At 71.5% G+C, this 26327-nt stretch carries 23 protein-coding genes; 21 read left to right on the top strand and 2 right to left on the bottom strand.

Features of this window, described 5'->3' with window-relative positions:
• Positions 1–24: 24 nt before the first annotated feature.
• The 4 genes from WFQ05_RS15740 to WFQ05_RS15725 are packed head-to-tail and all read left to right on the top strand — an operon-like array spanning position 25 to position 11486.
• The gene (locus tag WFQ05_RS15740) at positions 25–2058 is read left to right on the top strand and encodes a methyl-accepting chemotaxis protein (RefSeq protein WP_130519273.1); all 2034 of its coding nucleotides are present in this window, start codon (positions 25–27) and stop codon (positions 2056–2058) included.
• 60 nt (positions 2059–2118) lie between these two features.
• Positions 2119–9477, top strand: coding sequence for an Hpt domain-containing protein (locus WFQ05_RS15735; RefSeq protein ID WP_337054493.1), 7359 nt, complete (start codon positions 2119–2121; stop codon positions 9475–9477).
• Positions 9464–11011 (top strand): chemotaxis protein CheB, encoded by a 1548-nt coding sequence (locus tag WFQ05_RS15730; protein WP_337054492.1) that lies wholly within the window; start codon positions 9464–9466, stop codon positions 11009–11011. The genes WFQ05_RS15735 and WFQ05_RS15730 overlap by 14 nt, the downstream gene beginning before the upstream one ends.
• Before the next feature lie 4 nt (positions 11012–11015).
• Positions 11016–11486, top strand: a complete 471-nt coding sequence (locus WFQ05_RS15725; RefSeq protein WP_130519269.1) for a chemotaxis protein CheW — start codon at positions 11016–11018, stop codon at positions 11484–11486.
• Positions 11487–11727: 241 nt separating this feature from the next.
• On the opposite strand, the gene WFQ05_RS15720 is transcribed toward WFQ05_RS15725, so the two are convergent.
• Positions 11728–12462, bottom strand: a complete 735-nt coding sequence (locus WFQ05_RS15720; RefSeq protein ID WP_130519268.1) for a 16S rRNA (uracil(1498)-N(3))-methyltransferase — start codon at positions 12460–12462, stop codon at positions 11728–11730.
• A 118-nt stretch (positions 12463–12580) separates the two neighbouring features.
• Between WFQ05_RS15720 and nudE the strand changes: the two genes are divergently transcribed.
• The 8 genes from nudE (at position 12581) to WFQ05_RS15680 (ending at position 18623) form a co-directional block, all read left to right on the top strand.
• Positions 12581–13129 (top strand): ADP compounds hydrolase NudE, encoded by a 549-nt coding sequence (nudE, locus tag WFQ05_RS15715; protein ID WP_286577184.1) that lies wholly within the window; start codon positions 12581–12583, stop codon positions 13127–13129.
• Entirely contained in the window at positions 13126–13920 is a 795-nt protein-coding gene (gene cysQ / locus WFQ05_RS15710) for a 3'(2'),5'-bisphosphate nucleotidase CysQ (RefSeq protein WP_130519264.1), read from the top strand. The genes nudE and cysQ overlap by 4 nt, the downstream gene beginning before the upstream one ends.
• Before the next feature lie 39 nt (positions 13921–13959).
• Positions 13960–14781, top strand: coding sequence for a nucleoside triphosphate pyrophosphohydrolase (gene mazG, locus WFQ05_RS15705; RefSeq protein ID WP_130523593.1), 822 nt, complete (start codon positions 13960–13962; stop codon positions 14779–14781).
• Positions 14778–15101: a YnfA family protein gene (locus WFQ05_RS15700; protein WP_130523594.1), complete on the top strand. Its 324-nt coding sequence runs from the start codon at positions 14778–14780 to the stop codon at positions 15099–15101. Before mazG ends, WFQ05_RS15700 begins: the two co-directional genes overlap by 4 nt.
• Before the next feature lie 73 nt (positions 15102–15174).
• Complete coding sequence (locus tag WFQ05_RS15695; RefSeq protein ID WP_130519258.1) at positions 15175–15477, top strand: DUF962 domain-containing protein; 303 nt, start codon at positions 15175–15177, stop codon at positions 15475–15477.
• A gap of 179 nt (positions 15478–15656) precedes the next feature.
• Positions 15657–16358, top strand: a complete 702-nt coding sequence (locus WFQ05_RS15690) for a response regulator transcription factor (protein ID WP_014159900.1) — start codon at positions 15657–15659, stop codon at positions 16356–16358.
• A 60-nt stretch (positions 16359–16418) separates the two neighbouring features.
• Positions 16419–17681, top strand: coding sequence for a HAMP domain-containing sensor histidine kinase (locus WFQ05_RS15685; RefSeq protein WP_337054491.1), 1263 nt, complete (start codon positions 16419–16421; stop codon positions 17679–17681).
• A gap of 12 nt (positions 17682–17693) precedes the next feature.
• Positions 17694–18623, top strand: a complete 930-nt coding sequence (locus WFQ05_RS15680; RefSeq protein WP_337054490.1) for an isoaspartyl peptidase/L-asparaginase — start codon at positions 17694–17696, stop codon at positions 18621–18623.
• Between the two features lie 4 nt (positions 18624–18627).
• On the opposite strand, the gene WFQ05_RS15675 is transcribed toward WFQ05_RS15680, so the two are convergent.
• The gene (locus tag WFQ05_RS15675) at positions 18628–19206 is read right to left on the bottom strand and encodes an SGNH/GDSL hydrolase family protein (RefSeq protein ID WP_130519337.1); all 579 of its coding nucleotides are present in this window, start codon (positions 19204–19206) and stop codon (positions 18628–18630) included.
• Between the two features lie 419 nt (positions 19207–19625).
• On the opposite strand from WFQ05_RS15675, the gene WFQ05_RS15670 reads away from it, so the two are divergent.
• The 9 genes from WFQ05_RS15670 to WFQ05_RS15630 all read left to right on the top strand — a co-directional run bounded on the left by WFQ05_RS15670 (position 19626) and on the right by WFQ05_RS15630 (position 26224).
• Positions 19626–20027: a diacylglycerol kinase gene (locus WFQ05_RS15670; protein WP_130519253.1), complete on the top strand. Its 402-nt coding sequence runs from the start codon at positions 19626–19628 to the stop codon at positions 20025–20027.
• Positions 20028–20043: 16 nt separating this feature from the next.
• Positions 20044–20781, top strand: a complete 738-nt coding sequence (locus tag WFQ05_RS15665; RefSeq protein ID WP_130523597.1) for a TerC family protein — start codon at positions 20044–20046, stop codon at positions 20779–20781.
• A 94-nt stretch (positions 20782–20875) separates the two neighbouring features.
• The gene (locus WFQ05_RS15660) at positions 20876–21544 is read left to right on the top strand and encodes a LemA family protein (protein WP_130519249.1); all 669 of its coding nucleotides are present in this window, start codon (positions 20876–20878) and stop codon (positions 21542–21544) included.
• A 19-nt stretch (positions 21545–21563) separates the two neighbouring features.
• Entirely contained in the window at positions 21564–22466 is a 903-nt protein-coding gene (locus tag WFQ05_RS15655) for a TPM domain-containing protein (RefSeq protein ID WP_337054489.1), read from the top strand.
• Entirely contained in the window at positions 22466–22954 is a 489-nt protein-coding gene (locus WFQ05_RS15650) for a TPM domain-containing protein (RefSeq protein ID WP_130529356.1), read from the top strand. Before WFQ05_RS15655 ends, WFQ05_RS15650 begins: the two co-directional genes overlap by 1 nt.
• A gap of 365 nt (positions 22955–23319) precedes the next feature.
• Positions 23320–23889: a hypothetical protein gene (locus tag WFQ05_RS15645; RefSeq protein WP_131660052.1), complete on the top strand. Its 570-nt coding sequence runs from the start codon at positions 23320–23322 to the stop codon at positions 23887–23889.
• A gap of 108 nt (positions 23890–23997) precedes the next feature.
• Entirely contained in the window at positions 23998–24897 is a 900-nt protein-coding gene (lgt, locus tag WFQ05_RS15640) for a prolipoprotein diacylglyceryl transferase (protein ID WP_130519243.1), read from the top strand.
• Complete coding sequence (locus WFQ05_RS15635) at positions 24897–25691, top strand: thymidylate synthase (protein ID WP_130519240.1); 795 nt, start codon at positions 24897–24899, stop codon at positions 25689–25691. Before lgt ends, WFQ05_RS15635 begins: the two co-directional genes overlap by 1 nt.
• The gene (locus tag WFQ05_RS15630) at positions 25688–26224 is read left to right on the top strand and encodes a dihydrofolate reductase (RefSeq protein ID WP_337054488.1); all 537 of its coding nucleotides are present in this window, start codon (positions 25688–25690) and stop codon (positions 26222–26224) included. The genes WFQ05_RS15635 and WFQ05_RS15630 overlap by 4 nt, the downstream gene beginning before the upstream one ends.
• Positions 26225–26327 lie beyond the last annotated feature (103 nt).

Here is a 26327-nt window from a genome sequence, read left to right as displayed (position 1 = left end):
GATGTTCTTTTCGGGGATCAAGCAATGAGTACTGCCGCGGAAACGCCCAAGGCCAGGCTGGGCGGCATGGGGACCACGTTCTGGGCGATCCTGCTGGTGCTGTCCTTCCTGGTGGTGACGGCCAATACGGCCATGTCGACCTATCAGGGCAGCCGTTTGTCCGGCGCCGCGACCGGCGCGGCCGATCTGCAGGTGCTGTCCCAGCAGCTGGCCAACCAGGCCAACGAGGCCGTCGGCGGCAACGCCCCGGCCTACGCCGCGTTCAAGGCCACCCGCGGCCAGATCAACAAGACGCTGAGTGGCTTGCAGGAGCGCTTCGGCCAGGAGCCGGGCGTGCAGGGCGCGCTGCAGCAGCTGCTGACCACCTGGAAACCGCTGGACGCAAGCGCCGGCCAGATCGTCAACGCCGAACCGGCCGTGCTGGCGCTGGCCGGCAACGCCAACCGCTTCGGCGCGCAGGTGCCGCAGCTGCAGGCGCAGCTCAACGAGGTGGTGCGCGCCATGTCCGCCAGCGGCGCACCGTCCTCGCAGGTCTACAGCGCGCTGCAGCAGGTGGTGGTGGCCGGCCGCATGGCCCGCAACGTCACCGAGATGCGCGCCGGCGGCAGCACGGCGACCATGGCCGGCGACGCGCTGGCGCGCGATGCGCTGCTGTTCGGCCAGGTGATCGAAGGCCTGCGCAATGGCAACGAGGAGCTGGGCATCGCCCCGCTGCGCGTGCCGGCGGCGGTGCAGGCGCTGGAGCAGTCGCAGACGCTGTGGACCGGCATGAAGCGCGACCTGGACGCGATCCTGGGCAGCGCGCGCAGCCTGTTCGCCGCGCAGTCGGCCTCCGGTGCGATCACCGAGGGTTCGGGCAAGATGCTGGAGGACAGCAAGAAGCTGTTCGACGCGTTCTCGGCCTTCGGCTCGGTGCGCGACACGCGCGTGTTCCCCAACCTTTGGTACACCATCGTCGGCGGCGCCATCCTGGTGCTCTCGCTGATCGCGTTGCTCTACAGCCTCTACGCCGGGCGCCAGCGCGAGCAGGAAATCCGCTACCAGACCCAGGTCGAATACAACAGCCGCAACCAGCAGGCGATCATGCGCCTGCTCGACGAAATCTCCTCGCTGGGCGAGGGCGACCTGACAGTTAAGGCCTCGGTCACCGAGGACATGACGGGGGCGATAGCCGACGCGATCAACTATGCGGTGGACGAACTGCGTCACCTGGTGACCACGATCAACGACACCTCCGTGCAGGTGGCCGCCTCGACCCAGGAGACCCAGGCCACCGCGCTGCAGCTGGCCGAGGCGGCCAACCATCAGGCCGAGCAGATCACCACCGCCTCGGACCGCATCAACGAGATCGCGGTCAGCATCGAGGAGGTCTCGCGCAACTCCACCGACTCGGCCGAGGTGGCGCAGCGCTCGGTGCTGATCGCCACCGAGGGCGCGGGCGTGGTGCGCGAGACCATCCGCGGCATGGACCAGATCCGCGACCAGATCCAGGAGACCTCCAAGCGCATCAAGCGCCTGGGCGAGTCCTCGCAGGAGATCGGCTCGGTGGTGGAACTGATCAACGACATTTCCGAGCAGACCAACATCCTGGCGCTCAACGCGGCGGTGCAGGCGGCCTCGGCCGGCGAGGCCGGCCGCGGGTTCGCGGTGGTGGCCGACGAAGTGCAGCGCCTGGCCGAACGCACCTCGGGTGCGACCAAGCGCATCGAATCGCTGGTCCAGGCGATCCAGGCCGACACCAACGAGGCGGTCAGCTCGATGGAGCAGACCACCTCCGAAGTGGTCTCCGGCGCGCGCCTGGCCGAGGACGCCGGCACAGCGCTGGGCGAGATCGAGCGGGTGTCCAGCGACTTGAACGAGCTGATCAAGAACATCTCCGCCGCCGCCCAGCAGCAGTCCACCGCGGCCCTGGACATCACCCAGACCATGGGCGTGATCCGCCGCATCACCCTGCAGACCTCGCAGGGCGCCGGGCAGACCGCCGAATCGATCGGACACCTGACCCAGCTGGCATCGGATTTGCGTCGCTCCGTGGCCGACTTCAAGCTGCCGGGCTGAGGACATTGAACGCATGACCAGCATCGTCCACCACCCGGCCTTCGGCATGCGGGGCTCGCCATGAGCGCGCTGCGCGAGGCGATGAGCCACGCCGTGCTCGGCTGGGTCAAGCCCGAGCTGGACCAGACCCTGCGCCTGGTGCGCGGGGAGATCGAGTCCTTCGCCGAGCATCCGGCCGATGTCTCGCGCATGCACCTGTGCGTGGGCTACCTGCACCAGGTGCAGGGCACCTTGCACATGGTCGAGCTGTACGCGCCGGCGATGGTGGCCGAGGAGCTGGAAAAGCTCGCCCAGGCCCTGCAGGACGGCCAGGTCGCCGACCCGGCCGAGGGCTGCGCCACGCTGATGCGCGGCACCGTGCTGCTGCCGGACTATCTGGAACGCCTGCAGAGCGGCCATCGCGACATCCCGATCGTGCTGCTGCCGCTGCTCAACGAGATCCGCGCCGCGCGCGGCGAGGCCGGCCTGAGCGAGAGCGTGCTGTTCGCCCCGGATCTGAGCCGCCCGCTGCCGCAGGACGTGCCGGCCACCGAGCCGCTGCCCTCCAGCACGCGCGAGGCGCGCTTCGCCCAGGCGGGCGATCATCTCGAACGCACCTTCGCCGGCTGGCCCGAGGACGGGACGCCGGGCGACGCCGGCGCCCTGGCGTCGGCCCTGATCCCGCTGCAGCGCCTGGCCGAGCACACTGCCGCCCGGCGCATGCTGTGGGTGGCCAGCAGCGTGGCCGAGGCGCTGCGCGACGGCGCGCTGACGCCCAGCCCGGCGCTGCACCAAGGCTTCGCCGCGGTGCTGCGCGCCCTACGCCAGCTGCGCCAGGGGCTGGTCCCCGGCGCCACGCCCGGGCAGGAGCCCACCCGGCTGCTGCTTTATCAGGTGGCGCAGAGCGATGCGCGACATCCGGCGCTGGAAGACCTGCGCCGCGCCTTCGACCTGTCCGCGGCCTCGCCCAGCCAGGCCGAGATCGACCACGCCCGCAGCAGCCTGAGCGGGCGCAACCGTGCGCTGCTGGACACCGTCGGCGGTGTGGTCAAGGAAGAGCTGATGCGCGTCAAGGACGCGCTGGACCTGCAGCTGCGCACCGGCGCGGACATCGCAGGCCTGGCGCCGCAGGTGGCGCAGCTGGGCAGCGTGGCCGACACGCTCGGCATGATGGGCCTGGGCCTGGCGCGCAACGTGGTGCTGCAGCAGCGCGATTGCCTGGCCGAACTGGTCGATGGCCGGCGCGCGCCCGACGAGAGCGCGCTGCTGGATATCGCCGGGGCGCTGCTCTATGTCGATGCCTCGCTGGACGACCAGGTCGCGCACCTGGGCGATGCCGGCGGCGCGCCGGACGCCCAGGCCGCCGAGTCGCGGCGCACGGTCGAGGCGCTGGCCGGCGAGGCGATGCGCAATTTCGCCGAGGCGCGCCAGCAGTTCGTGGCCTTCATCGAGACCGGCTGGGACCACGCGCAGCTGGAGGCGATGCCGCGCCTGCTGGGCGAAGTCGGCGGCGCGCTGCGCATGCTCGAGCTGGCCGAACCGGCCGACTATGTCGAAGGCGTGCGCCGCTACATCGGTACCGAGCTGATCGAGCGCCGGCGCGTGCCGGGCGGGGCGCAGCTGGACACGCTGGCCGACGCGATGGCCAGCCTGGAGTACTACCTGGAAGCGCTGCGCGAGCACCGCCCCAACCGCGAGGAAATCCTCGGCATCACCCGCTCCAGCCTGGAGACGCTGCGCTACTGGCCGCTGCCGGTGCCGCAAGTGCCGGAGGCGCGGCAGGCGGAAGCCGAAGGCGCGCACGATGCTGACGATTCGAGCGCGCCGGCGTCGGTCGGTCTGACGCCGGAGGCCGCCGACAGCGTGCCCGCCGGCGAGGCGCTGGAGATCGAACGTGCGCCGGCGCTGCCGGCGTTCGAGCCGCAGGCGAGCAGCGCCTCGGCGTTCGACCCGGTGGCCAGCGAATTCGAGGGCCAGGACGATGCGCCCGCGCAGGCGATCCGCCTGGACCTGCACGATGCGCTCGAGCATGCCGACGCTTTGCCGGCCTTCGAACCGACGGCCAGCGATGCCTCGGTGTTCGATCCGGTGGCCAGTGAACGCGACGAGGTGCCGTCGCTGGCCGGTGCGGCGGAGCTTGAGCTGCGCGATGAGGCGCCGGACGTGGACGTGCCGCCCCTGGCCGCGCCCGACGAAGACGTCGCGGCAGACACGGACGCGACGGCATTCGATCTCGCCGCCGAGGCGCCCGTCACCGAGGCCACCGAGCAACCCTCCGAGCGCTCGCCCGAATCCGAGCGAGCGCCGGAAGACGCACTGCGGCCCGATCCCGCGCTGGAAGCGCTGCTGCCTTCGGTCGGCCAGCCGGCCTTCGCCTACGAGCCCGAGGCCGCCGCGCCCGCGCAGCCGTCGCCGACGACGACAGCCGTCTCAGAGGACGCCGCCTATCCGGTCTCCTCGCTCCCGCCGCAGGGCGTGGCGCCTGCGACCGATGCGCCCGCGCTGGCCGCCGGCTTCGACGTGTCCGGCCACGATATCGACGACGAGATCCGCGACGTCTTCCTGGAGGAGTTCGACGAGGAGATCGGTAACCTGCGCCAGCTGCTGCCGCTGTGGCTGGCCAAGCCGGACGACCTGGAGCGCCTGCGCCCGATCCGGCGCGTCTTCCATACCCTCAAGGGCAGCGGCCGCCTGGTCGGCGCGCGCCTGCTCGGCGAGTTCTCCTGGAAGATCGAGAACATGCTCAATCGCGTGCTGGACGGTTCGCGTCCGCCCAGCGCGGCCGTGCAGACGCTGCTGCAGCAGGCCACCGACACGCTGCCCCAGCTCGATGCGGCCCTGCGCGGCCGCGCCGGCGTGCAGGCCGACCTGGCCGGGATCGAGGCGATCGCCGAGCGCCTGGCCAGCGGTGAGGAGGCGTGGTACGACGCCGCCCCGGTTAGCGAAGTCCCCACTGCCGCCGCCGCGCAGGACGAGCCCGAAGCCGCCGCGCCCTCGCACGAGGGCACGCCCGCCACCGTGGACAGCGTGCTGCGCGAGATCCTGGAAACCGAGGTCGCCAACCACCTGCAGGTGATCGATGCCTGGCTGGCGCAGGCGCGCAACGCCCAGTCCGCCGCGGCGAGCGAGCCGCTGCTGCGCGCCTTCCACACGATCAACGGCGCCTTCGCGATGGCGGATGTGCCGGAGATCACCGAGGTCACCGGCCGCGCCGAGCAGTACGTCAAGCGGCTGCTGGCCAACCAGGTGCAGGCCGATCCGGCCGGCGTCGAGGGACTGGCCTCGGCGGCCGCGGCCGTGCGCGCCACCATCGCCGCGCTGCAGGAGCCGCAGCCACGCATCCCGCAGTTCCTGGTGCTGCGTGCGCTGCTGGAGGAGCGGCGCGACAGCCTGCCCGCGGCCCAGCGCCTGTTCACCGCCTCGGTAGACGATCAGGATCAAGCCACCTATCCGGGGCTGGCGCCCGTGGCGCCATTGAAGCTTGAGACGCCGGTCGATCTGGAGCTCACCGGCGCGATGGACCTCTCGCGCTTCGTCGACGGACACGTGGAATTCGTGCCGACGCTGGACGCGTTCGAGCCGCCGGCGCCGCACGCCCCGCCGGTGGACGACGGGCAGGCGACCTGGTTCGACCTGCGCCTGGACTATCAGGCCGAGCGTCCCAACAGGGCGACGGCCGAGCCGCCGGTGCCGACGTTCGAGGCGCCGCTGCCGCCGGAACTGGCCGCTTTCGATACCGGCGCGCCGCAGCCGGAAGGCGCGGCCGATGACGTCTCGCTGGAGGCCCACGCCGAGCGCGATCCACAGATCGACCCGGACCTGCTCGCCTTCGAGGATCTGCCCGAGACCGCCGACGACGCCGATGTGCGCGCGCTGGACGACGAAGAGTCGCTCAGCGAGGAGGAGCGGGCCGAGCTGGAGGCGCTGGCGCAGACACCGGCCGATGGCGATGTCGCCCTGACCGAGCCGGAAGCGGCGGCCGAGGCCATGGCCTGGTACGAACACGCGCAGGCCTTCGCGCCGCAGGCGCCAGCCGCGCCGGAGCCGAGCGAGCCGACGGTCGCCGAGGTGAGCGAGGTGGTGCAGGGCGGCCCGGTCGCGCTGGAAGCCGCCGCCGAGACCGCCGAAGACGCGCCGTTGCCCGAACCGACGGACGCCACGTTCGCCGCCACGCCGGCCGCGCCGACGCACATCGCCGACGCCCAGGACGACTACGCGCCCGAGGCGCTGTTCGCCGAAGACCAGGCCGAGGACATCGAGGCCCTGGATGGTGCGGCGGGCCATGGTCCGGCGCACGAGGAGGCGCATGCGACCGCGGCGAGCGTCGCGGAGGCCGACAGTGTGACGGATCAGACCGAGCACCTGCTGGATTTCAGCTTGCTCGACCGCGACCTGGTCGATATCTTCGTCGAGGAGGGTAACGACCTGCTCGACCACTCCGACGGCCTGCTGGCGCGCCTGCGCCAGGCGCCGGACGACCGCAGCCTGGTGATCGGGCTGCAGCGCGACCTGCACACCATCAAGGGCGGCGCGCGCATGGCCGGCATCGAGCCGATCGGCGACCTCGGCCATGCGATCGAGTCGCTGCTGGAGCAGGTCGCCGAACACCGCACCGACGTGGACCGCGGCGTGATCGGCCTGCTGGAGCGCGGCTTCGACGCCCTGCACGGCATGCTCGGACGCACGGCCGCCTACCGCGTCGTGGCCCCGCAGCCGGCGCTGGTGGCCGAGTTCGACGCGCGTGCGCGCGGCGAGGTGACCACGGACGAGGGTGCCGCCGCGCCGGTCGAATCGCCAGCGTCCGATGAGCTGCAGATCGAGGAAGTGTCGTTCGACGACGTGGCACCGCCCGAGGCGGCCTCGCCTGAGGCGACGTCGTTCGACCAGGCGCCGCCGTCGATCGAAGCGGCCCCGTCCGGCGCTGACGCCGATGCGGAAGCCCTGGACGAGCAGGAGCCGGGCGTCCAGGAACCCGCCGCCGACCAGCAAGCCGAGCCGTTCGCCTTCACCGTCTCGCCAGAGCGCGAGGACGCGCTGCCGGCCGAACCGGCCGAGGCGCTGGACGCCGTCGACGAATCGATGCCGGACAGCCAGGATGCCGAGGCCTTCGGCTTCCTGCCGGAGGCCGATGCGAGCCAGGCGCCGCACGAGCCGGTATCAACGGAAGAGCATCGCGATCCCGCGCCGCCGGCCTGGGATCTGCAGGACGAAACGCAGCCCTCCTCGCAGCCAGGCTTCGCTGAGGAGCCTGCGAGCGTAGAACCCGAGCCGGCCACTGCCTCGTCGGCCGACTATCTGGACGCGGAGCTGCTGGCCGCGCTGGACGTGGCCCTGGGCACCTCCTACGCCAGCGCCATCCGCCAGGCCGAGGCCGAGCGTGCGGCGATGTCTTCGGACGAACCGGCCAGCGACGCGGCCTTCGTCGACGCCGAGCCGCGCACGCCGTGGGCCATCGAGGCCGCCGCCGAGCCGACACCGCCCGCCGCGGAGAAGAGCGCCGAGTCGCTCGCGCCCGCGCCCGTGGCCATCGCGCCGCTGGTGCCGCAGCCGATCCCGGACCTGCCGCCGCTGTCGGCTCCGCTGGACCTGCACGGCCAGGGCGAGGACGAGCAGGCCTCGTCGGGCAGCGGCCAGGAGCAGGTGCGCGTACGCGCCGATCTGCTCGACCAACTGGTCAACCACGCCGGCGAGGTGGCGATCTATCGCGCTCGCCTCGAGCAGCAGATGGGCGCCTTCCGCGCGGCCATGGCCGAGCTGGACCGCACCAATACGCGTCTGCACGATCAGCTGCGCCGCCTTGACCTGGAGACCGAGGCGCAGATCGTCGCCCGCTATCAGCGCGAGCAGGACACGCGCGACACCGCCTTCGATCCGCTGGAGCTGGACCGCTTCTCCACGCTGCAGCAGCTGTCCCGCGCGCTGGCCGAATCGGCCGCCGACATCAGCGGCCTGCAGGGCGTGCTGGACGACCTGGCGCGGCAGAACGACAGCCTGCTCGGCCAGCAGTCGCGGGTGAGCTCGGAACTGCAGGACGGCCTGATGCGCGCGCGCATGGTGCCCTTCGAAGGCAGCGTGCCGCGGCTGCGCCGGGTGCTGCGCCAGGCCGCCGCCGACACTGGCAAGCAGGCCCAGCTGCAGCTGGAGGGCGCCCACGGCGAACTGGACCGCAACGTCCTCGAGCGCATGACCGCGCCGCTGGAACACCTGCTGCGCAACGCCGTGGCCCATGGCCTGGAGTCTCCGCAGGCGCGCCGCGCGGCGGGCAAGCCGGAAGAGGGCACGGTGCGCGTGGTGCTGCGCCGCGAAGGTTCGGAAATGGTGCTGCAGGTGGCCGACGACGGCGCCGGCATCGACCATGCCGCCATCCGCCGCCGCGCCGAACAGCGCGGGATGCTGCAGCCCGGCGCGGAGATCGCCGACGTCGACCTGGAGCGGCTGATCCTGGAGCCGGGCTTCTCCACCGCCGAGGAAGTCAGCCAGCTGGCCGGACGCGGCGTGGGCATGGACGTGGTCCACAACGAGGTGCGCCAGCTCGGCGGCTCGCTGGAGATCGGCTCGACCCGCGGGCAGGGCACGCGCTTCACCCTGCGCCTGCCGCAGACCCTGGCGGTGACCCAGGCGGTGTTCGTGCAGATCGGCGAGACCCAGTTCGCCGTGCCGGTCGCGGCGGTGGGCGGCGTCGGCCGCATCAGCCGCGAGCGCTACGAGTCCGGCAGCGGCTCCTATGTCTACGGCGGCGAGGAATACGCCCTGCACGATCTGGGCACGCTGGTCGGCCAGGCCCCGGCCAAGGCCGAAGGCCAGCCGCAGGTTCCGCTGCTGCTGGTGCGCGCCGGCGAGCTGCGCGCCGCCGTGGCGGTGGACCAGGTGCTGGGCAATCGCGAGATCGTGGTCAAGCCGGTGGGCCCGCAGATCGGCTCGATCCCGGGCATCTACGGCGCCACCATCACCGGCGACGGCAGCGTGGTGGTGATCCTGGACGCCGCGCCGCTGGTGCGCCGCTATATCGCCCAGCCGGTCTCGGCCGTGCCGGCCTCGGCCCAGGTCGAGCAGCGCCACGTGCCGCTGGTGATGGTGGTCGACGATTCGCTGACCATGCGCAAGGTCACCGGACGCGTGCTGGAGCGGCACAACTTCGAGGTGGCCACCGCGCGCGACGGCGTCGAGGCGCTGGAGCGGCTGGAGGAGCGCGTGCCCGACCTGATGCTGCTGGACATCGAGATGCCGCGCATGGACGGTTACGAGCTGGCCACCGCCATGCGCGCCGATCCGCGCTTTGCCGGCGTGCCGATCGTGATGATCACCTCGCGCACCGGCGACAAGCACCGCCAGCGCGCGCTGGAGATCGGCGTGCAGCGCTACATGGGCAAGCCGTACCAGGAGCTGGATCTGATGCGCAACGTGTACGACCTGCTGGGGATCGCCCGTGTCCGCGACTGAGGCCGCCCTGTCCGCGCCGCGCGTGGTGCTGCTGGCGCGCCCGGGCGCGGCCCGCGAGCAGCTGCGCGGCGCGCTGCTCGGCGCCGGCGCGCGGATCGCGCTGGAAGACGACCCCAACAGCCTGGATGCCGACACGCTGGCCGCCAGCGGCCCGCAGGTGGTGCTGGTGGCGCTGGAGCCGGCCATCGAGGACGCGCTGGCCCGGCTGGAGGCGGTCCTGGCCGATCCCGCCCTGACCGTGATCTACGACGAGGCCGCGCTGGCCAGCGCCCGCGAGGGCTGGGACGCGCAGCGCTGGGCGAGGCATCTGCGCGCCAAGCTGCATGGCCACCGCGACGTGCTGCCGCCGGGCGCGGAGATCGAACCGCCGCAGGCGCCCGAACCCGGCCGCCCGCCGGCGCCGGAACAGCTGCACGAAGGCGCGCGGCTGGAGCTGCATCTGGACGAGGCCGCCGGGCAGTCGGCCGCGCTGCCGGTCGATCCGGGCTTGAACGCGCAGACGGACGCGCTCGAGGCGTCGGTCGACCAAACCGTTGGCGTGGACGCGCAGACTGCGTCGCCTTCGCCCGTGTCCTGGTCGTTGGCGGATGTCCCGGATCCGCAGCCCGGCGATCGCGACCCGGCCACGCTGCCGCCGCTGGAACTCGAGGACGAGGCCGCCGGCGCACAGCCGGCCGATGCGTTCGTCATCGACCTGGACAACTGGACACCGCCCGAAACGCCGACGCGCCAGGCGCTGGTCGACACGCCCGTGCTGGCGCCGCTCGAACCAGCCGAGCCGGCCGCGGAGGCGCCTCCGGCTGCGGTCGAACCGCCGCCGCCTCCTCCGCGGCCCTCGTTCGGCACGCTCTCGCTGGTCGAGGATTTCCAGGTCACGGTGCCGGAGAAACGCGCGCCGGCCGAACCGCCGCCGCTGCCGCCGGGGTTCGGCGATCTGAACCTTGAGCTCGAGGCGCTGGACCCGGCGCATGGTGTGGCGGCCGATCCGCAGCCGAAGGGCGAGATCGTGCCCGGCGCGGTGCTGCTGTTCGCCGGCATCGGCGGGCCCGACGCGGTCCGTCGCGTGCTGGCCGAGCTGCCCGACACGCTCGAGCAGCCCGTGCTGGTGCACCTGCGCCTGGATGGCGGTCGCTACGACAACCTGGTCCGGCAGATCGAGCGCGTCTCGCCACTGCCGGTGAGCATCCCGGTCGCGGGCATGGTCGCCCGCGCCGGCGTGGTCTACGTGGTGCCCGACGATCTGTCGGCGCGCGCCACCGCAGGCAAGGTCGAGTTCGTCGCCGAAGCCGTCGATGTCACCGCGCTACTGGGCGGGCTGCCGCCGTACCGCACCGCCGTGCTGCTGCTCAGCGGCGCCGACCCGGCCCACGCCGAGCCCGCGCTGATGCTGGCCGCGCGCGGCGGCCTGATCGGCGGCCAGTCGCTGCAGGGCTGCTACGACTGGGCGGCCTCGCGCGCCCTGGAAGCCGGCGGCGGCGACATCGCCGCGCCGGAGGAACTCGCCCGCCGCGTCGCACAACACCTGGGAATCTGACGCCATGTCCCGAGCCAATGACGAAATCCGCGGCGTGCTGGTGCAGACCGGCGACGAACGCGTGCTGCTGCCCAACGCGACCGTGGCCGAGGTCCTGGCCCGGGTGCCGGTCCAGCCGGTGGCCGAGGCGCCGCACTGGCTGCCAGGCACCATCGACTGGCACGGCTGGCAGGTGCCGCTGTTCTCGATGGTCGCGCTGGGCGGGCTGGGGCGCGAGAGCGTCAACGCCGCCAGCAAGTTCGTGGTGCTCAAGACGCTGACCGGGGGCGAGGGGATGCCGTACATCGGCCTGCTGACGCAGTCCTTCCCGCGCCTGATCTCGGTGCCGCGCGATGGCCTGCTGGCCGACGCCAGCGAGGAGGCGCTGCCGCACGGGGTGCACATGCGGGTGCTGCTGGGCGACGAGGCGGCGCTGCTGCCGGACCTGGAGGCGATCGAGGCGATGCTCGCCCAGGTGATCGCCGAGCCGGCCTGAAGTCCTGTGCCTGCGGATTCACGCCTCATACGCGGGGCGATGGCACTGAAACAGCGCGTCGCGTCAGTGTCGCGTGCAGGATGAGCTGCGAGCCGTCAGCGAACGTCTTTTGAAGCGGTTCTCATCGTAAAGCCGCTGAAACGTCTCTACCGTCGTTCCCGCGAACGCGGGAACCCATGGACTTTCGCGCACAGCGCGAGAAACGCACCCTCCCGAAACAACCACGCGATCGCGGCCTGCGTTACAGATCCCCCAGCCGCGCCTGCAGCGCGGCGATGGCAGCCAGGCCGGCGGTCTCGGTGCGCAGCACGCGTGGGCCCAGGCGCAGGCCCTGGAAGCCGGCGGCCTCCAGCGCCTGGCGGTCGCGCGGCGACCAGCCGCCCTCGGGGCCGATGGCGATCACCACCCGCTGCGAGGCCGGGGCCTGCAGCGTGCTCAGGGCGTGTGCGCCCTGCGGATCGAGCAGCAGGCGCAGGGCATCGTCGGGCAGGGCCGCGGCGGCGGCGATCAGGGCCTGCGGGGAGGCGACCTCCGGCACGCGGGCACGCCCGGACTGTTCGCAGGCGGCCACGACCACGCCCTGCCAGTGCGCCAGTCGCTTGTGCAGGCGCTCGCCGGACAGCTTGACCTCCGAGCGCTCGGAGTCGACCGGCAGAATCTGCGCCACGCCCAGTTCGGTGGCCTTCTGCAGGATCAGGTCCATCTTCTCGCCGCGGGCGATGCCCTGCAGCAGCACGATGCGCAGCGGCGATTCGTTCTGCAGCGGCTGCGCGGCCTCGATGCGGGCGCGCACCTGACGCTTGTCCAGCGACACCAGGCGCGCCGGGTAGTCGTGGCCATCGCCGTTGAACAGCACGCAGGCATCGCCTTCGCGCAGGCGCAGCACGCGCGCCAGGTGCGCGGCGGCGTCCTCGGGCAGGGCGACCTCGTGCCCCGGTGCCAGCGCCGCCTCCACGTGCACGCGCGTCACGCGCATGGTTCGCGCCTGAAGACGGGCGCAGCGCTGTTCTGCTCTGCTAGCATTCGCGGCTGATGATCGACTCGCATGCGCCCATGATATCGACCGCTGCCGCGCGCGGCAGCAGGCTGGGCGCGTGAGCCGCAGGTTGCCGCTGATCCATGGCGTGACCGAGCACCAGGTCGGCCCGCTGCGCATGGAGAAGCTGGACCTGGAATTCTCCAACGGCGAGCGGCGCGTGTTCGACCGCCAGGTCAGCAGCGGCCATGGCGCGGTGGTGGTGGTGCCGTTGATCGACAAGGACACCGTGCTGCTGGTGCGCGAGTACGCCGCCGGCATGCACCGTTACGAGCTGGGCCTGGTCAAGGGCCGCATCGACGCCGGCGAGACGCCGCTGCAGGCCGCCGACCGCGAGCTCAAGGAAGAGGCCGGCTATGGCGCGCGCCAGCTGGACGTGCTGCGCGCCCTGACCCTGGCGCCGACCTACATGAGCCACCAGTCCTGGCTGGTGGTCGCGCGCGATCTGTATCCCGAGCGATTGCCGGGCGATGAACCCGAGGAACTTGAAGTGGTGCCGTGGAAGCTTGATGCATTGGACCAGTTGATGCTGCGCGAGGACTTTTCCGAAGGCCGATCACTGGCGGCGCTGTTCATCGCCCGCGAGTGGCTGGCGGCCCAGGCATGAGTCGCATCACCGCGGACTTGCACGAGGCGGTGCTGACCATCGCGCGCGACGCCTCCGACGCGATCATGCAGGTCTATGCCGAGGACTTCGAGGTCGAGCACAAGGCCGACAACAGCCCGCTCACGCGCGCCGACCTGGCCGCGCACCGGATCATCGCCGACGGGCTGGCGCGGTTGACGCCGGACCTGCCGCTGCTGAGCGAGGAGGGCGCCAAGACGCCGTGGGCCGCGCGCCAGGACTGGCACGCCTACTGGCTGGTCGATCCGCTCGACGGCACGCGCGAGTTCGTCAAGCGCAACGGCGAATTCACCGTCAACATCGCACTGATCGAGGCGCACCAGCCGGTGTTCGGCGTGATCATGGCGCCGGTCACCGGCACGCTGTGGCACGCCCAGGCCGGGCAGGTAGCGCTGCGCCGCGACGGCCAGACCGACCGCGAACTGCGCACGCGCCAGCCGGCGCGCGCGCCGCTGCGGGTGGCCGCCAGCCGCTCGCACCGCGATCCGCGCACCCAGGCGGTGCTGGACCAGCTGCCGGGCGCCGAACCGGTGCCGCTGGGCTCGTCGCTGAAGTTCTGCCGCATCGCCGAGGGCACGCTGGACGTGTACCCGCGCTTCGGTCCGACCTGCGAATGGGATACCGCGGCCGGGCAATGCATCCTGGAGGCCGCCGGCGGCGCGCTGCTGGCGCCCGATGGCCGCGCCTTCCGCTACAACCGACGCGAGAGCCTGCTCAACGGCGACTTCATGGCGCTGGGCGACCCTGCGCTGCCGTGGCGCGACTGGCTCTGACGCGCCGCCGATCTTCCCCACATCGCAGGAGGTGACCCCATGGCCGAGCCGGGCACGCAGATCGCACGCCTGCTGTCGATCATGGCGCAGCTGCGCAATCCCGACGGCGGTTGCCCCTGGGATCTGGAGCAGGACTTCTCCACCATCGCGCCGTACACGATCGAGGAGGCCTACGAGGTCGCCGATGCGATCGACCGCGGCGACCTGGACGATCTGAAGGACGAGCTCGGCGACCTGCTGCTGCAGGTGGTGTTCCACGCGCAGATGGCGGCCGAGCAGGGCGTGTTCGCCTTCGAGGACGTGGCGCGCACGATCTCCGACAAGCTGGTGCGGCGCCATCCGCACGTATTCGCGCAGACCCAGGTGGACGGCAGCGCGGCGGTCAGCGCCAACTGGGAGGACATCAAGCGCCAGGAGCGCGCGGCCAAGGGGCAGACCGATTCTTCGGCGCTGGCCGGGATCGCGCGCGGCCTGCCCGAATGGCAGCGTGCGACCAAGCTGCAGTCGCGCGCGGCGCGGACCGGCTTCGACTGGCCGGGCCCGGCGCCGGTGCTGGACAAGCTGTACGAGGAGATCGACGAGGTGCGGGCCGAGCTGGCGCGCGGCGAGGACGATCCGCAGCGCGCGGCGCGGCTGGAGGACGAGATCGGCGATGTGCTGTTCGTCTGCCTCACCCTGGCGCGCAAGGCCGGCGTGGACGCCGGCGGCGCGCTGCGCCATGCCAATGCCAAGTTCGAGCGCCGCTTCCGCGCGATGGAGGCCGAAGCCACGCGCGAGGGCCGGGTCTTCGCCGAGCTGGAGCTGGAGGCGCAGGAGGCGCTCTGGCAGCGGATCAAGCGGCACGAGCGCGCTGGCGCATGACCACTGTCCTGCTGTTCTTCGCCACCGCGCTGGCCGAGATCGTCGGCTGCTATCTGCCATGGCGGTGGCTGCGCCACGGGGGCAGCCCGTGGCTGCTGTTGCCGGCGGCGGCGAGCCTGGCGTTGTTCGCCTGGTTGCTGACCCTGCATCCCACCGCTTCGGGTCGCGTGTACGCGGCGTACGGCGGGGTCTACATCGCCGTGGCGCTGGGCTGGCTGTGGGCCGTCGACGGCGTGCGCCCGACGCGCTGGGACGTGCTGGGCGCGGGCCTTTGCCTGTGCGGGATGGCCGTGATCATGTTCGGACCGCGCCACGCCTGACGCCGCGTCGCAGCGTGACCTTCGCGGACACGGGCGCGACACTGCGCGCGTCTTTCGCCAGTGCCGCCCGGACATGCGCCGCTTCGCTTCCTTTCGCGCGTTCTATCCGTTCTATCTGAGCGAGCACGCCAACCGCACCTCGCGGCGGCTGCACTTCCTGGGCAGCTGCGGCGTGCTGGCGCTGCTGGCCGCGGCGCTGGCCACCGGCCGCTGGGGCTTCGCGCTGGCCGCGCTGGTGTGCGGCTACGGCTTCGCCTGGGTCGGGCACTTCTTCTTCGAGAAGAACCGGCCGGCGACCTTCCGCCATCCGTTCTATTCGCTGGCCGGGGACTGGGTGATGTTCGTGGACATCCTGCGCGGCAAGGTGCGCCTCTAGCAGGCCACGCGCGCATCGAAATCTCCCAAAAACGCATCTGTCGCGCAGTCGCCCGAGCCTGCGCCTGCACCCGATCACGGTCGATCACGTGATCGGGACACCGCCTTCACGCATCGTCGACTCCACGCCCGATAGTTTCACAAACCTGAAAGTTTGGGCACTTTTTCGGAGATCACGTTATGCGTCATGCACAGGAAACCTCGGGACTGGTCCTGGTCGTCGAGGACAACCGCAACATCTCCGAGATGATCGGTGAGTATCTGGAGGGCAAGGGCTTCGAGGTGGATTACGCCTCCGACGGCCTGGATGGCTACCGCCTGGCCACCGAGAACAGCTACGACGTGCTGGTGCTGGACCTGATGCTGCCGCGCATGGATGGCCTGGAAGTCTGTCGCCGGCTGCGCAGCGAGGCGCGCAAGTCCACCCCGGTGCTGATGCTGACCGCGCGCGACACGCTGGACGACAAGCTCAGCGGCCTGGGCACCGGCGCCGATGACTACCTGACCAAGCCCTTCGCGATCCAGGAGCTGGAAGCGCGCCTGCGCGCGCTGATCCGCCGCGAGCGCCGTCAGGTCGGTTCGGAAGTGCTCAAGGTCGCCGACCTGGTGCTGGACCCGGTCAGCATGCGCGTCACCCGCGGCGGCACCGAGCTGATGCTCTCGCCGATCGGCCTGCGCCTGCTCACCATCCTGATGCGCGAATCGCCGCGCGTGGTCACCCGCCAGGAGATCGAGCGCGAGATCTGGGGCAACGGACTGCCGGATTCGGACACCCTGCGCAGCCACCTGTACAACCTGCGCAAGGTGATCGACAAGCCGTTCGACAAGCCGCTGCTGCACACCGTGCAGAGCGCCGGCTACCGCGTCGCCGACATCGCCTGATGCGTACAGGCGCCTTCCGGCGCGGTGGCGTGCGGTTCTCCTGAAGACTGATCGCGCGTCGTGCCCCAGGAACTTCCCCATAGCATCCGCATCGCGTTCATCCTCAGGGTGGCCCTGGCCAGCCTGGCGGTGATCGCGTCGGTGCTGATCGTCTCGGCGGTCATCAAGCGCAGCCTGGTGCAGACGATGCTGCACGAGGAGGCCGCCCATTATTGGGACCTGTACGCCACCTCCAAGGCGCAGCCGCCGCCCAATACGCACGATCTGCGCGGCTATCTGGTCCTGCCGGGCCAGTCCACGCTCAACCTGCCCGAGCCCTTGCGCGAGCTCGAGCCCGGCGTGCATACCGTCGGCAGCGAGGTGGTGCTGGTCGACGAGCGCCCACAAGGGCGGCTCTACCTGGCCTGGCTGGGCACCCAGGCCGAGCGCCTGTTCTTCTGGTCCGGCGCGCTGCCGATGCTGCTGTGCCTGGGCGCGCTGTATGGCGCGTCCTATCTGACCTATCGCTTCTTCCGTCCATTGGTATCGCCGACCTCGTGGCTGGCGCGCCAGGTCTCGCAATGGGATCCGCGCGCGCCGGACACCTCGGCGCTGGCCTCGGACAAGCTGCCGCGCGAGGTGCAGGGCGAGGCGCGCAGCCTGGCCGAGGCCCTGCACGGCCTGTCTCAGCGCGTGGAGGCCCACGTCGCCCGCGAACGCGACTTCACCCGCGACGCCAGCCACGAGCTGCGCACGCCGCTGACCGTGATCCGCGTGGCCACCGACCTGGCCCTGGCCGGCGAGCTGCCGCCGCGCGCGGTGCGCTCGCTGCAGCGCATCCAGCGTTCGGCGCGGGAGATGGAGGCGGTGATCGACGCCTTCCTGATCCTGGCGCGCGAGGCGGACGTCGAGCCGCAGAGCGAGGAGTTCGAACTGGTCGATGTGGTCCTGGACGAGGCCGAGAGCGCGCGCGACCTGCTGATCGGCAAGCCGGTCGACCTGACCGTGGTCTGCAACGCCAGGCCGCGCCTGCACGCGCCGCCGCGGGTGATGCATGTGGTGGTCAGCAATCTGCTGCGCAACGCCTGCAGCTATACCGACGAGGGCCAGATCGAGGTGCGCGTGGAGAGCGACCGCCTGGTGGTGCGCGACACCGGCATTGGCATGACCGCCGACGCGGTGCAGCGCGCCTTCGAGCCCTTCTATCGCGCCGACGACACGCGTCAGCACAGCACCGGGCTGGGCCTGTCGATCGTCTCGCGGCTGTGCCAGCGCTTCGGCTGGAAGATCGAGCTGGACAGCGTGCTGGGGCAGGGCACCACCGCCACGGTGCGGTTCTTCTAAGCGCCGCCCGGCATGCCTGCGCCCGATGCGCCCATCGCCCTGGCCGTGCACGGCGGCGCGGGGGTGATCGATGCGCTGGCGCCGGACCAGGAGCAGGCCATCCACGCGGCCCTGGCGCAGGCGCTCGACGCCGGCCACGCGGTGCTCCAACGCGGCGGCGCCGCACTGGACGCGGTCCAGGCCGCGGTGGTCGCGCTGGAGGAGGCGCCATGGTTCAACGCCGGCCATGGCGCGGTCTTTACCGCGCAGGGCGACCACGAGCTCGACGCGGCGCTGATGGAAGGCCACACCCGCCGCGCCGGCGCGGTGGCCGGCGTGCGCACGGTGCGCAACCCGGTCCAGCTGGCGCGCGCGGTGATGGAGCACAGCCCGCACGTGCTGCTGGTCGGGCCGGGCGCCGAGCGCTTCGCCGATGGCCAGCCCGGGATCGCGCGCGTGGACAACATCTGGTTCGACACGCCGGCGCGGCTGGCCCAGCTGCAAGGCGCGCAGGCGGACGAACGCGAGGGCGCGGCGGCCGCGGGCCGCTACTTCGGCACGGTCGGCGCGGTGGCGCTGGACCGGCACGGCCACCTGGCCGCGGCCACGTCCACCGGCGGGATGACCAACAAGCGCTGGGGCCGCGTGGGCGACTCGCCGCTGATCGGCGCCGGCACCTGGGCCGATGCGCGGGTCGCCGTCTCGGCCACCGGCTGGGGCGAGGCCTTCATCCGCTGCGCGGCGGCGCACGACATCGCCGCGCGCGTGGCCTACGGCGGCGTCAGCGTGGGCGAGGCGGCCGACGCGGTGATCTTCGGCACGCTGCCGGCGCTGGGCGGCGACGGCGGGGTGATCGCCGTCGATGCGCAGGGCCGGCTGGCGCTGCCGTTCAATACCGCCGGCATGTATCGCGGCTGGATCGATCGCGACGGCCGGCGCGGCACCGCGATCTTCGCCGCTTAGGCACTCAGCGCGCGCTGCCTTCCACGTATGGCTTCAGCGCACGGGTCCAGATGGCATAGCCCTCCGGCGTCATGTGCAGCATGTCCTCGCGGAACAGTTCCCTGCGCGGCTGGCCGTCGGCGCCCAGCATCGGGGTGAACACGTCGACGAAGTGCACGCCCTGCAGCTGCGCGGCGCGGGCGGCGATCTGCGCATTGACCTGGCGGATCTGCGGCAGCAGCTGCGCGCGCGAGGGGCTGGGCTTGATCGACAGGTAGACCACCGGCACGCCGGGCAGGTCGCGGCGCACGCGGGCGATGAAGGCGAAGGTGTCCTGCACGACCTGCTGCACGCTGCGGCCGGCGGCCAGGTCGTTGTCGCCGGCGTAGAACACGATCTCGCGCGGCTGGTAGGGCACCACGATGCGGTCGGCGTAATACGTGCTGTCGCGCACCTCCGAGCCGCCGAAGCCGCGGTTGATTACCGGCGTGCCGGCGAAGTCCTGCGCCAGCGTGCTCCACATGCGGATCGAGGAGCTGCCGATGAACAGCACGGCGTGCCTGGGCGGCGGGTTGGCCGCGTCCTGCGCGGCGAAGGCGTCCATGTCCTTGGCCCAGGCCGGGTTGGACACCGCGCCGCTGGCCACTTCGGGCGGTGCGGCCGGCGCGGTCGCGGGCGGCGGGGTGGGCGCGGTGGCGAGCTGGGTCTGCGCACAGGCGGTCAGCAAGGCCACGCAGGCGGCCAGCACAAGGGAAGCACTCGACTTGATCGACACGGTAGAACCCTCCACGGAACCTTCGAACAGCGGCGCACAGTGAACCAGCCCGAGGCCTGCCGTCCACCCCGACGGCCCGCGCCGCCCTGCCTGCCCGGAAACGCACGACGGGCCCGCCGGCATGCGGCTAACCCGGCCCGTGTGCCGGCTATGGCAAAATCGCCGCTTTCCGCCGCTGCCCTCCCGACCCGGCCCATGCTCCAGCCGCTTCCGTCGTCCCCGATCCGCCCGCGGGACGCGCGTTGACCATGGCCGACCTGTACGGCCACACCCCGCGCGGCCCCGCGCGCCTGCTCAAGGCGGCGCGCTGGTCCTGGCAGGGGCTGTGCGCGGCTTGGCTGCACGAATCCTCCTTCCGCCTGGAAGTGGTGCTGTTCGTGGTGCTGGCGCCGCTGGGCCTGTGGCTGGGCGGCGACGGCGTGCAGCGCGCGCTGCTGGTCGGCTCGCTGCTGCTGGTGCTGGCCGTGGAGCTGCTCAATTCCGCCGTGGAGGCGGTGATCGAGCGCTACGGCGCCGAGTTCCACGAACTGGCCGGCCGCGCCAAGGACATGGGCTCGGCCGCGGTGCTGATGACGATGCTCAACGTGCTGCTGTGCTGGGGGCTGATCGCCGGCCCGCGCCTGTGGCTGCTGTTCTCTCCCTCGCTCTAGAAGGTTTCCCCCGCGCATGAACCTGGACTTCCTCGCCGACCCCAACACCTGGCTGACGCTGCTGACGCTCAGCACGCTGGAGATCGTGCTGGGGATCGACAATCTGGTGTTCATCTCGATCGCAGTCAGCCGCCTGCCGGAGAGCCAGCGCTCGAAGGCACGCAAGCTGGGCATCGCGGTGGCCTGCATCACGCGCATCGCGCTGCTGGTGTCGCTGGCCTATCTGTCGCGCATGAGCAGCGATCTGTTCGAGGTGGGCGGCATGGGCATCTCGATCCGCGATCTGGTGCTGATCGTGGGCGGCGTGTTCCTGGTGGTGAAGGGCATCGGCGAGATCCGCGAGCTGATCACCGGTGGCGACGACGGCGACCCCAACACCACCAAGGCCTCGGCGGTGTTCGGCATGGTGATCGCGCAGATCGCGATCATCGACATCGTCTTCTCGCTGGACTCGGTGATCACCGCGGTCGGCTTCGCCAGCCACATCCCGGTGATGGTGGCGGCGGTGGTGCTGGCGGTGCTGGTGATGCTGCTGGCGGCCAATCCGCTGGGCCGCTTCATCGACGCCAACCCGACGGTGAAGATGCTGGCGCTGGCCTTCATCGTGCTGGTCGGCGTGGTGCTGGTGCTGGACGGCCTGGACGTGCACGTGCCCAAGGCCTACGTGTACTTCGCCATGGGCTTCTCGGCGCTGGTCGAGGTGCTCAACCTATTGATGCGCCGCCGCGCCCAGGCGCACGGGGTCGACGCCTGAGGGCAGGCGGCCACGGCGTTTTAATGAAAGCCTGTTCATGATGCGCGGCGTGCGCACCTCGCGCCGCCGGTCGACCCCTCAGGAGAGTCACGCCATGCGCCATGTCTTCCGTTCCCTGCTGATGCTCGCGGCCCTGACGCTGCTGGCCGGCTGCGGGTACAACACCATCCAGCAGAAGGATCAGGCGGTGAAGGCCGGCTGGTCCGAGGTGCTCAACCAGTACCAGCGCCGCGCCGACCTGATCCCCAACCTGGTGCGCACCGTGCAGGGCTACGCCCAGCAGGAGCGCCAGGTGCTGACCGAGGTCACCAACGCCCGCGCCCGCGTCGGCCAGATCCAGGTCAACGCCGATGACGCGAACTCGCTGCAGCAGTTCTCCCAGGCGCAAGGGCAGCTGGGCAGCGCGCTGAGCCGCCTGCTGGTGGTCAGCGAGAACTATCCGACCCTGCAGTCCGACCAGAACTTCCGCGACCTGCAGGCGCAGCTGGAAGGCACCGAGAACCGCATCACCGTGGCCCGCGGCCGCTACATCCAGGCCGTGCAGGACTACAACACCTACATCCGCCAGTTCCCGCAGGCGCTGACGGCCAAGGTGACCGGCGCCAAGGAGAAGCCCAACTTCTCGGTCGCCAACGAGGCGCAGATCTCGCAGGCCCCGACCGTGGACTTCAGCCAGCCGCCGCCGAGCGCGCCGGCGCAGCAGCAGGCCCTGCCGGCGCAGGCGCCGCAGCAGACGCCGCCGGCCACGACCCCGGCCCAGTAAGCTGCCGCCGCAACACGCGATGAAACCGCTGCTGCGCCTGGCTGCGCTGCTGCTGGTCCTGCTGCTGGCGCCCGTGGCGCTGGCGCAGGAGGCGGCCATCCCGACGCTGGACTCGCCGGTCATCGACACGACCGGCACGCTCTCGGCCGAGCAGGCCGGCGCGCTGCGCCAGCAGGCGCTGGACCTGCAGCAGCGCAAGGGCGCCCAGCTGCAGGTGCTGATGGTGCCGACCACCCAGCCCGAAGAGATCGAGCAGTACACCCAGCGCGTCTTCGACCAGTGGAAGCTGGGGCGCAAGGGCGTGGACGACGCGGTGCTGGTGGTGGTGGCCAAGGACGACCGGCGCGTGCGCATCCAGCCCGGTTACGGGCTGGAAGGCGCCATCCCCGACGCCATCGCCAACCGCGTCATCCAGGAATACCTGGCGCCCAAGTTTCGCCAGGGCGACTACGCCGGCGGCCTGACCGACGCCACGGCGGTGCTGGTCAAGCTGATCGATGGCGAGCCGCTGCCGGCGCCGGAGAGTTCGCACCCGGCCGGCGGTCGCCAAGGCGGCGGCGACTGGCTGTTCGCGCTGATCGCCGGCCTGATCGTGGCCGGCTTCGCCCGCACCGTGCTGCGCGCGCTGCCGCGGCCGCTGCGTGCGCTGGCCGGCGGCGTGGCCGGTGGCGCGGTGGCCTGGCTGCTGGCCTCCGTGCTGGTGGGCGGGCTGGCGGGCGTGATCGGCCTGCTGATGGGACTGCTGGGCGGTTCGGGCGGACGCTTCGCCGGGCCGGGCGGCTTCGGCGGCTGGGGCGGTGGCCTCGGCGGCGGCGGTTGGGGCGGCGGTGGATTCGGTGGCGGGGGCGGCTTCGGCGGCGGCGGTGGCTGGAGCGGTGGCGGCGGCTCGTCTGGAGGCGGTGGCGCCTCGGGGAGCTGGTGATGCGCTGGCTTCGGCACCTGTTCGCGCCGTCCGCGCACCGGCTGTTCCCGGCCGATCGCCTGCAGCGCATCGCCCAGGCCGTCGCCGAAGGCGAGCGCCTGCACAGCGGCGAGGTGATGTTTGCGGTCGAGTCCGGCCTGCACCCGTCCGCGGTCTGGGCGGGCGTGGACGGGCGCGCGGCCGCGCATGCGGCCTTCGCCCGGCTGCGCACCTGGGACACGGCCGCCAACAACGGGGTCCTGATCTACCTGCTGCTGGCGGATCACCAGATCGAGATCGTCGCCGACCGCGGCCTGGAAGGCCGGGTCAGCACCGAGGAATGGGACCAGGTCTGCGCGCAGATCGAAGCCGGCATGCGCCAGGGCGATCCCGAAGCGGCGGTGATTGCCGGGGTGCAGGCCGCCTCGGCACTGCTGGCCCGCGCGTTTCCGGCGGTGCCCGGGCAGCGCGGCGACAACGAGCTGCCCGATCTGCCGCGGATTCTCTGATCGTTGTAGAGCGGAGCTCGCTCCGCTGGGGCCTTCCCCACGAACCGGACGAAGAGAAGCTGAGCTTGCTCCGCTGGGGCTCTCCCACGAACTGGACGAAGAGCAGCGGAGCGAGCTCCGCTCTACAGGTGGGTGAATCGACGTGCCACCTCTGCATCCCACCGATGCCGTCCTGTGATCTCGACCACAGGAATGCCCGCCGTTCGCCGATATTCATCACGCGCCCTTCACGGGGCTGCCGCACTGCGGCATCATCCAAGCACCTGCTTCGCCGCCAGGCACGGTCCGTGCAGCGAAATCCAGGCAGGCGCCGTGCGCGCCGCCGGCCTCTGCGCCGCCCCCGCCCGCCGCGCCAGGATGTCCTCATGCACCCAGCCCTCACCGCCACGCTGACCCGCCTGCCCGGGCTGTACACCGCCGCCATGCGCCCGCGCCGCCGCGACCTGGCCATCGCGGTGGCCGCGTCCAGCGCGCTGGTGCTGGCCGGCTGCAACGCGCTGGCGGCCTTCGCCCTGGTGCTGACCTGGTTCGAATACCTGCATCACCAGCGCTGGCAGATGCCGGGCGAGAACACCCGCGCCACCCTGGTGCGTGCCCTGGCCTGCGTGGCCTTCGCCTGGCTGACCACGGCGCGCGGCGTAGGCGATGCGGCCTGGGGCATCGGCGCCTTCCTGCTGGTGCAGACGGTGCTGGCGCTGCGCGGCTCGCTGCGGCTGCGTCAGGTGTTCCTGCACGACGTCGCCCAGGCCAGCCCGTCGGTGCCGGCGCACGAGCTGCTGCTGGCCTGCCGCGGCGACCGCACGCTGGTCGAATCCTGGCTGGCGGGCGAAGAAGACCTCGCCGGGCCGGCGCAGTCCGCGCTGAACGCCGCGGGCCTGCGCCTGTTCCGCCTGCGCCCGCCGCTGCCGGCGGTGGAAGAGGGCTCGGCGCCCTGATCCGGCGGCGCTGAGCGCGGCCGCGGCTCGCCGCGTTGCGGCGCGCCGCATGCGCGCGCCAGCCGGGTACGTCAGAATGTCGGCTGTTTCGTCCGCCGTCGGCCACGCATGATCTTCCTGCACCACCTCGACCCCATCGCCTTTTCCATCGGCCCGGTCGATGTGCACTGGTACGGCATCGCCTACGCGCTGTCCTTCTTCGCCGCCTGGTATCTGGGCCGCCGTCGCGTGCAGGCCGGGCGCCTGCCGGGCGTGAACCTGGAGCATTTCTCCGACCTGATGTTCTACGCCATGCTCGGCGTGGTGCTGGGCGGGCGGCTGGGCTACATCCTGTTCTACGACCTGCCGGTCTACCTGGACAACCCGCTGAAGGTGTTCAAGGTGTGGGAGGGCGGCATGAGCTTCCACGGCGGCCTGCTCGGCGTGCTCACCGCCGCCTGGCTGTGGTCGCGCCGGCATCGGCTGCACTTCTTCGACACCATGGACTTCCTGGCGCCGCTGGTGCCGGCGGGCCTGGGCCTGGGCCGCCTGGCCAACTTCGTCAACGGCGAGCTGTGGGGCAAGTACACCGGCACCAACTGGGGCGTGATCTTCCCGACCACCGATCCGGCCCTCTACGAGCAGCACCTGAGCCAGGCGCAGCTGCAGGCGCAGTACGCGGCCGGCGCGCTGGACCGCTACGCGCGGCATCCTTCGCAGCTCTACGAGGCGCTGCTCGAGGGCGTGCTGATGTTCACGGTGCTGTGGGTGTTCTCGATGCGGCCGCGCCATCGCTACGCGGTGTCCGGCCTGTTCGCGCTGCTCTACGGCCTCTCGCGCTTCCTGGTCGAACTGGTGCGCGTGCCGGACGCGCAGCTGGGCTATCTGGCCTTCGGCTGGGTGACGATGGGCCAGCTGCTGAGCCTGCCGCTGGTGGCGCTGGGCCTGTTCCTGCTGTGGCGCTCGCGCCGCGCGCCGGTGCTGCAGCCGGTGCCCCCGGCGCAGGCCACGCCCGCGGAGGCGCACTGATGCGCCAGTACCTGGAGCTGCTGCGCCACGTGCTGGAGCACGGCGCGGAGAAGTCCGACCGCACCGGCACCGGCACGCGCAGCGTGTTCGGCTGGCAGATGCGCTTCGATCTGGGCGAAGGCTTCCCGCTGGTCACCACCAAGAAGCTGCACCTGCGCTCGATCATCCATGAGCTGCTGTGGTTCCTGAAGGGCGAGACCAACATCGCCTATCTCAAGGACAACAAGGTCAGCATCTGGGACGAATGGGCCGACGCGGACGGCAACCTCGGCCCGGTCTACGGCAAGCAGTGGCGCAGCTGGGAGGGCGCCGACGGCCAGACCATCGACCAGATGCAGTGGCTGGTGCAGGAGATCAAGCGCAACCCGGATTCGCGCCGGCTGGTGATCAGCGCCTGGAACGTGGCGCAGCTGCCGCAGATGGCGCTGATGCCGTGCCACAGCCTGTTCCAGTTCTACGTGGTCGACGGCAAGCTCAGCTGCCAGCTCTACCAGCGCAGCGGCGACATCTTCCTGGGCGTGCCGTTCAACATCGCCAGCTACGCGCTGCTGACCCACATGGTGGCGCAGGCCACTGGCCTGGGCGTCGGCGATTTCGTGCACACGCTGGGCGATGCGCATCTGTATTCGAACCACTTCGAGCAGGCGCGCGAGCAGCTCACGCGCACGCCGCGTGCCTTGCCCAGGCTGCATCTGAATCCGGAGGTGACCGATCTGTTCGGCTTCACCTTCGAGGACATCGAGATCCTCGGCTACGACCCGCATCCGGCGATCAGGGCGCCGGTGGCGGTATGACGCAGGCCTCGTCCGAGGCGCCGGCGTCTTCCAGGCCCCGCATCTCGCTCATCGCCGCGCTCGACCGCCACAACGCCATCGGCCGCGACAACGATCTGCCGTGGCGCCTGCCCGATGACCTCAAGCGCTTCAAGGCGCTGACCCTGGGCAAGCCGGTGCTGATGGGGCGCAAGACCGCGCAGTCGTTGGGGCGTGCCTTGCCCGGTCGATTGAACCTGGTGCTGACGCGGGGTGGGCAGGTGCCGTTCGAGGGCATGGTCGCGGTCGATTCGCTCGATGCCGCGCTGCGCCAGGCGAGCGGGCAGGGCGCCGAGGAGCTGTGCGTCATCGGCGGCGGCCAGGTCTATGCGCTGGCCTTGCCGCTGGCCGACGTGCTGTATCTGACCCACGTGGACACCGAAGTGCAGGGCGCCGAGGCTTTCTTCCCGTGCTCCGATCCGGCGCAGTGGCGCGTCACGGCGCGCCAGCCGCATGCGGCCGACGACCGCCACGCGCTGGCGTTCGAGTTCGTGGATTACGTCAGGCAGGCCTAGCGGCTGCCATCGAGGCAGGCCCGAAAGCCGCTGCAAAAGTCCTCCACCGCCGTTCCCGCGAATGCTGGAACCCAGCGCCTCTGGGGCTTCCCCGAATCAACGT

It is taken from the genome of Pseudoxanthomonas sp. USHLN014 (assembly GCF_037153335.1).
In the GTDB taxonomy this organism is placed as follows: Bacteria; Pseudomonadota; Gammaproteobacteria; order Xanthomonadales; family Xanthomonadaceae; genus Pseudoxanthomonas_A; species Pseudoxanthomonas_A winnipegensis.
This window is presented reverse-complemented; position numbering and strand designations above follow the sequence as displayed.

Excerpts from the sequence above, each read along its gene's own strand:
- WFQ05_RS15660 (WP_130519249.1), top strand. The coding sequence starts at position 20,876 with ATGCGCCATGTCTTCCGTTCCCTGCTGATGCTCGCGGCCCTGACGCTG.
- WFQ05_RS15675 (WP_130519337.1), bottom strand. The coding sequence starts at position 19,206 with ATGGACGCCTTCGCCGCGCAGGACGCGGCCAACCCGCCGCCCAGGCAC.
- WFQ05_RS15635 (WP_130519240.1), top strand. The coding sequence starts at position 24,897 with ATGCGCCAGTACCTGGAGCTGCTGCGCCACGTGCTGGAGCACGGCGCG.
- WFQ05_RS15725 (WP_130519269.1), top strand. The coding sequence starts at position 11,016 with ATGTCCCGAGCCAATGACGAAATCCGCGGCGTGCTGGTGCAGACCGGC.
- WFQ05_RS15720 (WP_130519268.1), bottom strand. The coding sequence starts at position 12,462 with ATGCGCGTGACGCGCGTGCACGTGGAGGCGGCGCTGGCACCGGGGCAC.
- WFQ05_RS15680 (WP_337054490.1), top strand. The coding sequence starts at position 17,694 with ATGCCTGCGCCCGATGCGCCCATCGCCCTGGCCGTGCACGGCGGCGCG.
- WFQ05_RS15690 (WP_014159900.1), top strand. The coding sequence starts at position 15,657 with ATGCGTCATGCACAGGAAACCTCGGGACTGGTCCTGGTCGTCGAGGAC.
- WFQ05_RS15735 (WP_337054493.1), top strand. The coding sequence starts at position 2,119 with ATGAGCGCGCTGCGCGAGGCGATGAGCCACGCCGTGCTCGGCTGGGTC.
- WFQ05_RS15650 (WP_130529356.1), top strand. The coding sequence starts at position 22,466 with ATGCGCTGGCTTCGGCACCTGTTCGCGCCGTCCGCGCACCGGCTGTTC.
- WFQ05_RS15670 (WP_130519253.1), top strand. The coding sequence starts at position 19,626 with ATGGCCGACCTGTACGGCCACACCCCGCGCGGCCCCGCGCGCCTGCTC.
- WFQ05_RS15695 (WP_130519258.1), top strand. The coding sequence starts at position 15,175 with ATGCGCCGCTTCGCTTCCTTTCGCGCGTTCTATCCGTTCTATCTGAGC.
- WFQ05_RS15630 (WP_337054488.1), top strand. The coding sequence starts at position 25,688 with ATGACGCAGGCCTCGTCCGAGGCGCCGGCGTCTTCCAGGCCCCGCATC.
- lgt (WP_130519243.1), top strand. The coding sequence starts at position 23,998 with ATGATCTTCCTGCACCACCTCGACCCCATCGCCTTTTCCATCGGCCCG.
- mazG (WP_130523593.1), top strand. The coding sequence starts at position 13,960 with ATGGCCGAGCCGGGCACGCAGATCGCACGCCTGCTGTCGATCATGGCG.
- WFQ05_RS15740 (WP_130519273.1), top strand. The coding sequence starts at position 25 with ATGAGTACTGCCGCGGAAACGCCCAAGGCCAGGCTGGGCGGCATGGGG.
- WFQ05_RS15645 (WP_131660052.1), top strand. The coding sequence starts at position 23,320 with ATGCACCCAGCCCTCACCGCCACGCTGACCCGCCTGCCCGGGCTGTAC.
- cysQ (WP_130519264.1), top strand. The coding sequence starts at position 13,126 with ATGAGTCGCATCACCGCGGACTTGCACGAGGCGGTGCTGACCATCGCG.
- WFQ05_RS15665 (WP_130523597.1), top strand. The coding sequence starts at position 20,044 with ATGAACCTGGACTTCCTCGCCGACCCCAACACCTGGCTGACGCTGCTG.
- WFQ05_RS15655 (WP_337054489.1), top strand. The coding sequence starts at position 21,564 with ATGAAACCGCTGCTGCGCCTGGCTGCGCTGCTGCTGGTCCTGCTGCTG.
- WFQ05_RS15700 (WP_130523594.1), top strand. The coding sequence starts at position 14,778 with ATGACCACTGTCCTGCTGTTCTTCGCCACCGCGCTGGCCGAGATCGTC.